Below are 11908 nucleotides of genomic sequence, written 5' to 3'. Positions count from 1 at the left end.
GGATGCAATGGTCTCACATTAAAACACTTTTTATTCTCAGTTTCCTTGTCTTAAATGTTTATTTGCTTTTTCAATTCGTTCAACGTCAAGACCAGTATGATCTACCATCTTTAAGCAACGATGATCAGACGGTAGATGAACAATTGGAATCAGAGAATATTCAAATTAATAATGCTATTATAAATAGAGAAGTGCCTGATTTAAGTTATTTATCTGTGGCTAAGCGTCTATTTAAATCAAGTGAAGTAGAAGAATTAAATAATATAGATGGATTAGAAGCGACTACAAGTATAGATAATACACTTCTCTTTGCACAATTTGAAGAGCCTATTGAGATGCCAAAAGAAGGTACGGAAAGAGAAATGCTTCAAAGTATCATTGCTCCTTACGTCATTCAGGCTGGTCAGTATACTTATGGTACATGGAATAAAGACTTAAATATTATCGCTTTCTTTCAAACAAAAGAAGGGGCACCAGTATTCCTTAACCAACAAGCTATACTACTCTTTTATTTAAATGATGATAACGAGATCACACATTATACGCAGACCATGCTTGGGGATTCAAATAAACAGGGAGATAGATCTATTGTGTCTCCGAAAACAGCTATTAGCTATTTGTTGCGGAGTAATAATGGTTACCTCAGACAAGATCAGGAAGTCAGCGATATTGCCATTGGGTATTACTCTCGTATTGAACCTGAAGATGGTGGAGAAATTGTCTTTGCACCAACTTGGAAAGTAACAATCGATGACACGGTCGATTATTTTGTTAATGGTTTCGAAGGGATCATTTATCCAGGGTACTACACGCAATTTTTTACAGATACCATTAACGAAAATATTTTAGTACAAGCAAGACGATTAGATGAAGAAAACGAAATTAGAGAAAACATCATACAACTGATGGAAGGAAAGCTGGAAGAAATCGGGAGTGAAGATGAATGACCCTACGTTTTAGTGTACTAGCTTCAGGCAGTACAGGGAACGCGTTTTATATAGAAACAGAGCAACAAAAGATGCTCGTTGATGCAGGATTAAGTGGTAAAAAGATAGACGAGTTGTTTCAAAGCATTCAGGTAGATCCGAAACAATTAGATGGCATTCTTGTGACACACGAGCATAGTGATCATATTAAGGGATTAGGAATTATAGCACGTAAATACCAACTACCAATCTATGCAAATGAAAAAACATGGCATGCGATGGATCAATCGATAGGTAAAATTCCACTTGATCAGAAATTTACCTTTGATTTGGAGTCTGTTCGCAGTTTCGGAGATTTGGAGGTGGAGTCGTTTGGTGTATCCCATGATGCTGCGGAACCGATGTTTTATACATTCCGGCATGATGGGAAAAAAGTAGCGCTTGTTACAGATTTAGGGTATGTATCGGAGCGAATTAAAAAAACTGTGGAAGATGCCGATGCATATATATTTGAAGCAAATCATGATGTAGGTATGCTTCGCATGGGGCCGTATCCGTGGAGTGTTAAAAGACGAATTCTTGGAGATTCAGGTCACGTATCAAATGAAGATTGTGGTCTTGCACTAACCGATATCATATCGAATCGTACGAAACGAATTTATTTAGCTCATTTAAGTATGGATAATAACATGAAAGATCTTGCTCAAATGTCGGTTAAACAAGTGTTAGATGAACGAGGAATTCAGGTGGATTTGCATCATACAGACCCAAGACTTGCAACACCACTTTATGAAGTTGGATAAGGTAGTGAATTGGGATTAAAAAGGTTTATGTTTTACGATCTTTAGGGAATACTTAGGTATAGAAACCGATAAGGAGATCGATATATGGGATATTATGACCAATCTTACAAAAAAAAGAAACGAAAAAGCACCTGGTTTATTCCATTATTAACAGGTATTGTACTTGGTGGGATAGTGATATTAGTTATTGTCCCAGACCTCTTTTTAAATCACGAAGATGGTCGAGATACTGATCAAGCGACTTCTACGGAAGAAAATAGTCCAGATGTAGAGCCTTCACCGAATGTTCAACCTTTACAAGTAGATGTATCCACACAATTGACTGATGTAGTTAGTGAAGTAACTCCAGCAGTGGTAGGTATAACAAATTTTCAGCGTGGCAATGATTTTTGGTCTCAGGAAGAAGGCGTTGAAGCAGGAACCGGTTCAGGTGTCATATACAAGCTTGAAGGGGATACAGCTTACGTTGTTACCAATCATCATGTGATCGAAGGAGCAGACACGGTTGAAGTGGTTATGCATGATGAAACACATATTGAAGCAGAGATTATCGGAAGCGACATATTTACGGATTTAGCAGTATTGAGAATGGATGGAGCGGGAGTAGATACAGTAATTGAAATGGGTACATCATCTACGATAAAAGTTGGTGAGCCAGCAATTGCTATTGGAAACCCACTTGGTTTATACCTTTCTAGTACAGTAACACAGGGTGTTATAAGTGGGAAGGAGCGTACCATTCCAATGGATTTTGATATGGATGGACGTGCAGATTGGCAAGCAGAAGTCATTCAAACAGATGCTGCAATTAATCCTGGTAATAGTGGAGGAGCACTTATAAATATTAATGGGCAATTAATTGGGATTAACTCAATGAAAATAAATGAAGACGCTGTGGAAGGCATAGGTTTTGCCATTCCTATTGATAGCGCGCTTCCTGTCATTGAAGAGCTTGAAGAAACAGGAGAAGTAACACGTCCATATTTAGGAGTAGAAATCTATTCCTTAGATGAACTTCCGCAATATGAGTGGAGAAATTCATTAAATCTACCTCATGAAGTTACCGGTGGAGTATATGTATGGACAGTGGAACGATTGTCTCCTGCAGATAAAGCAGGCTTACAAGAATTAGATGTCATCGTCGAAATGGATGGAGAGCCAATTCATAACATGATTGACTTGAGAAAAATATTATATCAAGAAAAAGAAATTGGCGATGAAGTAGATCTAACATTTTATCGAGATGGTCGTCAAATGAACACGACCATTACTTTGGGAAGTCAATGATGTAGTGAAACTTCTTCTATGTGAGGATTTCGCTCCGTTAGGGATATAAAACAATTAATTTGAAACATAAATAATGTAAAATAGGCGCTTACCCGTGGGAACTATTTGAAGCAATGGAAATATGATCTTTCCAGAGAATCTTCAATAAGTTGTCCATCAGGAGGCGCCTTTTTCTGTGGATAATATGTGGATAAATTCATTTCACTGCTAGTTGTGTCAAAAATTGGTCGGGATTTAGTGAAGAACTTTCAATAACGATAGCGGTTAATCCATTAGTGGTTGTTGTTTCATGCCATTCTCCTTTTTTCCAGAAAATAGCTTGTCCAGATTGAATAAGTGTTTGATCTGTATCTGAAGTTCGAACCCATCCATCTCCGTTGACAACAAGAAGCAGTTGGTCTACCGATGCTTGATGATAGCCAATGATACCATTGTTATCTAAATGCATGCAACCAATTCTCGTCTCGTGATTGGTCTGGAGGATTCTAGTCATAGTAAAAATAGAATCAAAATGGGTGATAAACTGACCATATTGTTGATTAAAACTATAAATTTTCAAACGGATGACTTCCTTTCAAAATAGGATAAGATTATTCTACGACATAGAAAGGAAAAATTCTTTTGTTTTTTGAGATGGATAAAAACCTTGATATAAACGAATTCAACTTATTTATCCACAGAAATTTAAACTTATTCACAAATCGGGGATAACTTTTAAGTGGAAATCTATATTTGGTGTAGAAAATATGTTCGGACACAAAATAACTACGAACATTTGTGCATATGTGAATAAAAATGTGGATAACTTAAAGTGATTTAGAGGATATAAACAGATTTTAACACTTACACAGATGTTTTCCACAAATGCATGTGCGTAAAATCTATATTTTTTTCCATTTGCCTACATGTTGCCAAAGCATTACTAGTAAAACCAATAAAACAATGTCCAAACGAGATGCAAATAAGAAAGATAATAATCCTTCTGTCCAGAGGATCGGAACTTTTGCAAAGAAAAGTGCGCCAATCATGATGAATATAAGTGGTGGGATAGCTAGATGAAGGTACATCCGGCCGACTAATAACATGCCTGCTAGAAATTCAACCATAGCGACGACAAAGAAAAGCGTTTCCGGAAAAGGAAGTGCTAATTCGTGGAACATCCCTCTTCTGGATGGATCAATTAGTTTTATTAGGCCAGATATAATAAATACATACCCCAATGCATAACAAATAAACTTATTCGGTAACATAAGCAAAACCTCCCTTCTTATATCACTGTATGCAAGGTTGTGGACAAACTTGCCAAGCAATTATGAAGAAAGTAAACATTATCGAATAAGTTTATTGTCACGAACGTTATTATTTAAGGTGAATGGCTGTTAACTTCTTCTCTATACCTAGTTGCTTCATTAATCATATTCCTCAACTTCCGTTAATTTCTTGACAGTTTCAAATAAAATTTCAACGGCTTTGGCAATATCTAGTGAGTCAGACCATTCTTCCGGGGTATGACTAACTCCTCCTTTACTTGGGACGAAAAGCATACCGACATCTGTTACTTCAGCTAAAACCATTGCGTCATGACCAGCTCCACTATTAATAGAACAATAAGGTATATCTAAAGTACTGCTACTTTTCTTTAGCAGGGAGATGATATCTCGATTCATTGCTTTTGGTTCCATATATAATTGCTGGCTAACCGTGATTTTTATCCCCTCCTTATTGTGGAAATTTACCAATTGGTTTAACTTACGAATTACATTCTGGATATGTTTTTCTTTTCCAGAACGGATATCTACTGTGAAGACAGTCTTACTCGGAATGACATTGGAACCATTCGGAAAAACATTTAGTTTTCCTGTAGTAGCAACTGTACCTTCGCCTTCTTCCTTAGCCAGGGAAGGAATTTCAGCAATGATCTGTGCTGCAGTCACTAAAGCATCTGAACGATGATCCATTGGTGTTGTACCAGCATGCCCTGCTCGGCCATCCACTGTAATTTCAAATTGAGTTAGACCGACAATGGTTTCTACTACACCGATTGGTATTTTTTTAGCTTCTAAAATAGGTCCTTGTTCAATGTGCAATTCTAGATATGCCTTAATTGTTTCTGGATCTCTCTTTTTTGAAAGTGAAGAATCGAGACCGATTTCTTTCATCGCTTCTAAGGTGGAGACACCGTTATGATCTATGAGGTTTTTAAAATCTTCTTCACTAAGTAAACCAGTCATTGCTCTTGAACCCATCAATCCTCCTCCAAATCTTGAACCTTCTTCTTCAATAAGAGCTATAACTTCCAATGGATATTTTGGTTTAAGGTTATTTTCATTAAATAATGCCACGACTTCTAGACCTGCTACTACTCCCGCAGGGCCATCAAAAGAACCACCATTTGGTACAGAATCAAAATGGGAACCAATCAGAATACTTGGAGCATCCTTTATAGTCCCTTCTAATTTGCCGAAAATGTTTCCAAAGCCATCTTCACGAACTTGTAAACCATATTCCATCATTTTATTTTTGATATATTCCCGTGCTTGCTTGTCTTCTTTACTATAAGTGAGCCTCGTTGTTCCTTGATCTGTTGTTGCTGTAAATTTACTAATGTTATCAATTTGTTCTTCAATTCGAGCTTGAAGGTTGTTCATGTCAATTCTCCTCCATTTTAATTAAGAAATACGACCAAGTTTGATGATATTAATGGTAATAATATTTGATTAATATGACAATTATAAATTTTTTTGTTAAACAAACTTGCCGAGCGATAAAGAATAAAGTATATATTGTCGAATAAGTATATTGTCACAGATTGAAATAGACTATATAATTTCATTTAGGTGTCTAAAAAAGGGGAGTGCACAGGAATGCTAAAATGGTTTTTTTCTTATTACAAGCCACATAAGCGCTTATTTATTATAGATTTTTCAGCTGCAGTATTTGTCGCATTGTTAGAGCTTGCCTTTCCAGTTGCTGTACAATGGTTTATTGATCGGCTATTGCCTGGAGAGGATTGGAATGCGGTTGTAACGGTAGCTATCCTGCTATTATTGGTTTATATCATAAGTACGTACTTACAATATGTTGTTGCTTATTTAGGGCATAAGCTTGGTATTAATATAGAAACGGATATGAGGAGAGATTTATTTTATCAAGTGCAGCGGCAATCATTCCGATTCTTTGATAATACAAAAACCGGACATATTATGAGTCGAATTACGAATGATTTATTTGATCTGGGCGAGCTTGCTCACCATGGACCAGAGGACTTCTTTATTTCGATTATGACGTTTATCGGCGCTTTCATCATTATGTTTACGATAAATCCATTATTGGCGATGATTATATTAATTTTAGTGCCAATATTAATCTTCTTGATTACATACGGGAATATTCGCATGAATAAAGCATGGAAGAAAATGTACGGTAATATTGCTGATGTGAATGCGAGAGTCGAAGATGCGGTATCAGGTGTACGTGTTGTACAATCGTTTACAAATGAAACTTTTGAAAAAGAACGGTTCCAAAAAGATAATGAAAAGTTCCGTCTAGCGAAAGTGGGCGCGTACAAGGTAATGGGAATTGTCCATTCTAATATCTACTTACTAATGCGTTTAATGACGTTAACCGTATTAGTAATAGGTGCGTGGTTAACGTACCAAGGGCAGCTGACTGCTGGGGAATTAGTTAGTTTTATTTTATTTGTCAATGTCTTAACAACACCAATCAACAAAATTACTGCTCTATTAGAATTATATCCAAAAGGAATGGCTGGATTTAAACGATTTACAGATCTAATGAAAGTAAATCCGGATGTACAAGATAAAGAAGATGCCGTGGAAGTTGATGAGTTAAAAGGTAATATACAATTTCAAGATGTAACGTTTGGTTATGAAGAATCCCATCGTGCTGTATTGAACAATATGAACTTCACCGTAAAACCAGGAGAAACAGTTGCTTTTGTTGGTCCGTCTGGTGCAGGGAAAACAACAATATCGGCACTGATTCCACGTTTTTATGATGTAACAGAGGGGTCCATTACCATTGATGGTATCGATATTCGAGATATGACCAAAGAATCGTTGCGTCGCCAAATCGGTGTTGTACAGCAAGACGTATTTCTATTCACTGGAACATTACGTGAAAATATCGCTTACGGTAAATTAGATGCGACTAATGAGGAAATCGAACTTGCTGCAAAACGTGCACATATGGAGGACTTTATTAATGAACTTCCGAATGGATATGAAACGCAAGTTGGAGAGCGGGGATTAAAATTATCAGGTGGTCAGAAACAGCGAATCGCCATAGCGCGTATGTTCTTGAAGAACCCGCCAATTTTAATTTTAGATGAGGCGACTTCAGCATTGGATACAGAGACAGAAATGATTATCCAAACAGCGTTGAATGAACTTGCCGAAAGTCGTACAACGATAGTAATTGCCCATCGTCTTGCAACAATTAAGGAAGCAGACCGTATAATGGTCGTTACCAAAAAGGGGATTGAAGAAGAAGGATCGCATGAAGACTTGCTACAAAAACGCGGATTATTTGCTCATTTACATGATGTACAAATGAAGAAATAAAAGAGGTTGTTCAAAAGTCCGCATCCTTCTTTTTGAACACGCACTAAAATAGAAAAATGTCGACGATATGTCGGCATTTTTTTCTGTAAACAGTTTTATTACTTGTCGATATTTCCCGGGGAATAAAAAATGATGTAGTTACCTTCTTCAACATATTTTTCTGAGGATGAGAAATGCTATAAATGAATGTAATAAAAAAAAGAGCTAACAGGAGGTGTTTATAAAATGATGGATAAAAAGCAGTCATTTTTAAGTTTTTTGATGGTAATGGTCTTAACTTTTATGCTTCCGATGAATGCGCTTGGTGCACCGGGAAATGACGCTCCGCAAGAACCTGCTTATGCGAAATGGGGCCGAATTGCCGTACAAGAAGTAAAAGCCAAATATCCTGAAGATAAAGTAGTGGATTACTTACATGTTGGCAGAAAAACAGATGATCAAGAGACCATAGAAACTTTCAAACTCTGGCTAGAAGGAAAGACGAAAGAGTTCGGTGTTGTTATCGATATTCATTTTGATACCGATACAGAAAAAATCACAAACATCCAATTTAAAGAGACGTCAAGATAATTTTTTAGAACCTATCTGAACCGATACCATTCGCTTGCTAACTTTCCGTATATGATTAGATCGACATAATGATCATATAGCCATTCTCCTTGGCGAATGAGTCCTTCTTCTTTGAAGTCAAGTCGTTCTGGTATAGAGCGACTTTTTTGGTTTTGTACAGCTGCTCGAATTTCGATACGGTTTAAACCAATTTCGTGAAAACCGATATCAATCAATGAACGAACTGATGTTGTCATAATACCGTTTCCTTGAAATTGAGGTGCTAACCAATAACCAATTGGAGCGATTTTATTATGCCAGTCAAAATAATTAAATCCCACTAATCCTGCAAACTTTTTTTCAACAAAAATACCTAGTGTTAATGCCTGTTGGTTCTCTGCATTTCGAATCGTTTGATCAATAAATGTAAGGCAGTCCTCTGCTTTCCTGGTGGTATCCACCCATGGAAGCCATTCTCGCAAATAACCACGTGATTGATCCACAACATTGAACATATTTTTTGCGTCCTTTAGTTTTAGTTGACGAAGCTTTACTTGATTATCGATTACATAGCTGAACATACGTATCATGCCCCCTAGAGTAGGTATCATTATTTTAACATAAAACGATTTAATGTGATTTACATTACTCAAATCAAGATAAAAACAGCATTGAAGTTCACGAACTAGACAGAAATGTATTACAATAGATATGATAGGCTATGTAAACACATAGTGAATTGGTACAAAAAGGATAATTTAAGGGTAAATGTATGTGAAATTTCTATCTACACGGAGAAATGAGAATTACACTAGCAAGTACCTAATTATTCTTAAAAAATCCACGGATAGAAGATTCTCTCTATTTCATATTAGATAAGGAAGGTCCTACCATGTCGGAAGAAACCATTACACGGATACATAGAGGAAACAAAGAATATATTTTAATTGGAACAGCACATGTTTCAAAAAACAGTGCAGAACAGGTGAAAAAAGTCATTGATCAAGAGCAACCGGATGCGGTGTGTATTGAGCTTGATGCACAACGATACAAATCAGTGATGGAAGGGAATAAGTGGAAGGACACAGATATTTTTCAAGTCATTAAAGATAAAAAAGCAGTTATGCTATTGATGAACTTGGCTATCTCTTCCTTTCAAAAAAGAATGGCAAAACAATTTGGCATTCGTCCTGGGGAGGAAATGATTCAAGGAATTGAATCAGCAAAAGAACATAATGCAGAATTAGTTTTAGCCGATCGTGATATTCAGATTACATTTGCACGTATCTGGGGAAATATTAATCTTAAAGGAAAAGCAATGTTAATGATGCAAGTCGTGGGTAGTATTTTTAGTAAAGAAGAGATTAGTGAACAAGAAATGGAAAAAATGAAGCAACAGGATACGATAAATGCAATGCTCAAAGAATTTACTGAATACTTCCCGGATTTGAAAAAGCCATTAATTGATGAGCGTGACCAATACCTTTCGCAAAAAATAAAAGAAGCTCCTGGAGAAAAAGTAGTAGCTGTACTTGGAGCAGCACATGTTCCGGGAATTACAAAGGAAATTGAAAAGGAACATGACATAAAAAAATTAATGGAGCGACCAAAGAAATCGAAGGTTCCAAAAATCATTGGATGGTCCATTCCGATTGTGATTATTGCAATTATCGCTTATACCTTTATGATGAATCCGCAAGCTGGTTGGCAACAAACGCTTAGCTGGACATTATGGAACGGGTCTCTATCTGCTATTGGTGCTGCAGCAGCATTCGCCCATCCGTTAGCAATATTAACTGCATTTGTTGCTGCCCCAATTACATCTCTGAATCCATTGCTTGCTGCCGGTTGGTTTGCAGGGTTTGTTCAGGCCTATATTAAGCGCCCAAATGTTGGGGATTTCGATCAATTAGCGGATGATGTCCACTCGGTAAAAGGTTTTTGGCAAAATAAGGTAACACGAATTCTACTTGTCGTTGTCCTAGCCAATTTAGGTAGCTCGCTCGGTACGTTTATAGGTGGAGTAGATGTTGTTCGAGTATTTATTAATAACTTATTTGGTTGAGGCAATTTCATAATGAGAGATGACTCGAGATTCTGCATAGCTTGAATTGACATGTTTAATAAATATATGAAAAAAGACGCGTTAATGTGATACGCGTCCTTCTAATTCTGTCTGTTTAAGTTGTGCTAATTCGTTCATGAGCTTATCTTTTTCTTTCGATAACTTCATGAACTGATTATGATTCAACTTGCTCTCAGAAGCATGATCCATGCGTCTTTCAAGTTGATCAATTTTTTCTTGAAGGTCTTGCTGATTCCTCAATTTTATACACCTGCTTTTTACTGTTCTTATTATGTATATTAACGCTATATGCCCGTATCAAACATGAAATAGGGTTAAATTTGGCAGTTTATGAAAATAATATAAAAAAAGATGATATTTGAATACATTATAATAGCGTAGTTGGCTATATATCCGTTATGATAGTATTAATATTCTATAAGGAATCGGGAGGAATCAACCCGTGATCATTGCGATCATACTTTTATTATTTGTCTCAGCTTTCTTCTCGGGAAGTGAAACCGCATTAACGGCGACAAATAAAATGAAATTACAGTCAAAAGCGAATAATGGAGATACAAAAGCAGAAAAAATGCTGAAGTTAGTATCGAAGCCGAGTGAGTTTATTACGGCTATTTTAATAGGGAATAATATTGCTAATATCGTGTTACCGACATTGGTAACGATGATAGCGGTGCAGTATGGTTTTAATGTAGGATTAGCCTCTGCTATTTTAACGGTCACCATTATTATATGTTCTGAAGTTATTCCAAAGTCGATTGCTGCAAGTTTTCCCAATCAAATTGCTAACCTTGTATATCCTATCATTCGATTAGTAGTTACAGTATTAAAACCAATCACATTTTTATTAAATGGGCTGACAGGTTTCATCACGAACCTACTCTCTAAAGGACAGGTACAAACAGAGTCTGTTTCAAAAGAAGAACTCCGAGCGATTGTAGATATCGCTGACTCTGAAGGAACATTCCTTAAAGAGGAGAGCTCTCGTATTCGTGGTGCGCTGGATTTTTACAACTTAAATGTAAAAGATGTATTAAAAACGCCACGGGTAGAAATTGTAGCATTAGAGAATACGGCTACATACGATGAGGTAAAAGAACTTGTACTCGCGAATCCATTTACAAGATATCCTGTCTATGATGAGGATATTGATGATATTATTGGCGTGTTCCATTCCAAATATTTAATTGCGTGGACCGATGATAAGGGACAACCTTTTTCGAATTTTAGTGATACAGATCCGCTTTATATATATGAATTTAATAATATTGAATGGGTATTCCGTAAAATGACACAAGAAAAGAAACATATGGCCATTGTGTTAGATGAATATGGTGGTACGGAAGGTATTGTTACGCATGAAGATATTATTGAAGCGATGATTGGTTTAGAAATTGAAGATGAAATGGATGCTGAAGAAGATGCATTAATTGAGAAATTAACCGATACGCAAATTATATGTGATGGAAAAATCACACTGCATCAATTGAATCATGCGTTTGATACAGATATTCCTGAAGAAGAAGATGTACTAGCGGCTTATTTATTAACACACTTTACAGAGTTTCCAAAAGAAGGCGATGTGTTAGAGAAAGAAAACTTAACCTTCCACATCTTGGAAGTTGATTCTAGATATATCAGTCGCGTACAGATTATAAAATAAAAATGCAAGAA

Annotated in this window: 12 protein-coding genes; 7 read left to right on the top strand and 5 right to left on the bottom strand. The window is 36.4% G+C overall.

Going from position 1 to position 11908, the window contains the following annotated elements; genetic code table 11:
* Nucleotides 1-2: 2 nt before the first annotated feature.
* The 3 genes from AQ616_RS02920 to AQ616_RS02910 all read left to right on the top strand — a co-directional run bounded on the left by AQ616_RS02920 (nt 3) and on the right by AQ616_RS02910 (nt 3016).
* On the top strand, nt 3-947 hold the full coding sequence (locus AQ616_RS02920) for a two-component system regulatory protein YycI (RefSeq protein ID WP_017798717.1): 945 nt from the start codon (nt 3-5) through the stop codon (nt 945-947).
* Nucleotides 944-1729 (top strand): MBL fold metallo-hydrolase, encoded by a 786-nt coding sequence (locus AQ616_RS02915; RefSeq protein ID WP_017798716.1) that lies wholly within the window; start codon nt 944-946, stop codon nt 1727-1729. Before AQ616_RS02920 ends, AQ616_RS02915 begins: the two co-directional genes overlap by 4 nt.
* Nucleotides 1730-1813: 84 nt before the next feature.
* Nucleotides 1814-3016, top strand: a complete 1203-nt coding sequence (locus tag AQ616_RS02910) for a S1C family serine protease (RefSeq protein ID WP_017798715.1) — start codon at nt 1814-1816, stop codon at nt 3014-3016.
* A gap of 196 nt (nt 3017-3212) precedes the next feature.
* On the opposite strand, the gene AQ616_RS02905 is transcribed toward AQ616_RS02910, so the two are convergent.
* The 3 genes from AQ616_RS02905 to AQ616_RS02895 all read right to left on the bottom strand — a co-directional run bounded on the left by AQ616_RS02905 (nt 3213) and on the right by AQ616_RS02895 (nt 5664).
* Nucleotides 3213-3575: a cupin gene (locus AQ616_RS02905; protein ID WP_069685029.1), complete on the bottom strand. Its 363-nt coding sequence runs from the start codon at nt 3573-3575 to the stop codon at nt 3213-3215.
* 322 nt (nt 3576-3897) lie between these two features.
* Entirely contained in the window at nt 3898-4266 is a 369-nt protein-coding gene (locus tag AQ616_RS02900; RefSeq protein WP_017798713.1) for a DoxX family protein, read from the bottom strand.
* A gap of 159 nt (nt 4267-4425) precedes the next feature.
* Nucleotides 4426-5664 (bottom strand): Zn-dependent hydrolase, encoded by a 1239-nt coding sequence (locus AQ616_RS02895; RefSeq protein ID WP_069685028.1) that lies wholly within the window; start codon nt 5662-5664, stop codon nt 4426-4428.
* Nucleotides 5665-5880: 216 nt separating this feature from the next.
* On the opposite strand from AQ616_RS02895, the gene AQ616_RS02890 reads away from it, so the two are divergent.
* Both AQ616_RS02890 and AQ616_RS02885 read left to right on the top strand, forming a co-directional pair.
* Complete coding sequence (locus AQ616_RS02890) at nt 5881-7599, top strand: ABC transporter ATP-binding protein (protein WP_017798712.1); 1719 nt, start codon at nt 5881-5883, stop codon at nt 7597-7599.
* Between the two features lie 225 nt (nt 7600-7824).
* Entirely contained in the window at nt 7825-8169 is a 345-nt protein-coding gene (locus AQ616_RS02885) for a YqzG/YhdC family protein (protein ID WP_017798711.1), read from the top strand.
* An 11-nt stretch (nt 8170-8180) separates the two neighbouring features.
* On the opposite strand, the gene AQ616_RS02880 is transcribed toward AQ616_RS02885, so the two are convergent.
* Entirely contained in the window at nt 8181-8729 is a 549-nt protein-coding gene (locus AQ616_RS02880; RefSeq protein WP_069685027.1) for a GNAT family N-acetyltransferase, read from the bottom strand.
* A gap of 311 nt (nt 8730-9040) precedes the next feature.
* Between AQ616_RS02880 and AQ616_RS02875 the strand changes: the two genes are divergently transcribed.
* Nucleotides 9041-10213: a TraB/GumN family protein gene (locus AQ616_RS02875; protein WP_069685026.1), complete on the top strand. Its 1173-nt coding sequence runs from the start codon at nt 9041-9043 to the stop codon at nt 10211-10213.
* Between the two features lie 81 nt (nt 10214-10294).
* Here the strand turns inward: AQ616_RS02875 and AQ616_RS02870 are convergent, their stop codons facing one another.
* Nucleotides 10295-10474, bottom strand: a complete 180-nt coding sequence (locus AQ616_RS02870) for a hypothetical protein (protein ID WP_017798708.1) — start codon at nt 10472-10474, stop codon at nt 10295-10297.
* 202 nt (nt 10475-10676) lie between these two features.
* Here AQ616_RS02870 and AQ616_RS02865 point away from each other — a divergent pair, with 202 nt between their 5' ends.
* Nucleotides 10677-11897 carry a hemolysin family protein gene (locus AQ616_RS02865; protein WP_017798707.1) on the top strand — a complete coding sequence of 407 codons (1221 nt, stop codon included), beginning with the start codon at nt 10677-10679 and terminating at the stop codon, nt 11895-11897.
* Nucleotides 11898-11908: the final 11 nt, after the last annotated feature.

The organism is Oceanobacillus sp. E9 (assembly GCF_001741975.1).
GTDB classification, from domain to species: Bacteria; Bacillota; Bacilli; order Bacillales; family Amphibacillaceae; genus Oceanobacillus; species Oceanobacillus kimchii.
Note: the sequence above shows the minus strand (reverse complement) of the source record. Positions and strands in the feature narration are given on the sequence as shown.